Annotated in this window: 1 pseudogene; it reads right to left on the bottom strand. The window is 52.4% G+C overall.

What is annotated here, in order from left to right:
* Positions 1-206, bottom strand: a pseudogene (locus DWZ82_RS14135) (hypothetical protein); the annotation flags it as partial.

Raw genomic sequence — 206 nt, 5'->3', positions numbered from 1 at the left:
GATCTCGTCAACGGTAGCCGGAACGGTCAGATCCATGGACGGTACAACAACGATCATCTTGCAGCCCAGCTTGTTGCAGTCTGCAATGATCTGATCGAGCTTTGCCATAACGGCGTCCTTTTCCTCCTGGGTCTGCTTCATGTTGAAGAAGATCAGGGCGTTGTAGGACAGCATCTTCAGGTGATGCTTCGGGTCAGCGAACCATG

The organism is Butyricicoccus sp. AF35-5AC (genome assembly GCF_003477715.1).
In the GTDB taxonomy this organism is placed as follows: Bacteria; Bacillota; Clostridia; order Oscillospirales; family Butyricicoccaceae; genus Agathobaculum; species Agathobaculum butyriciproducens.
This window is presented reverse-complemented; position numbering and strand designations above follow the sequence as displayed.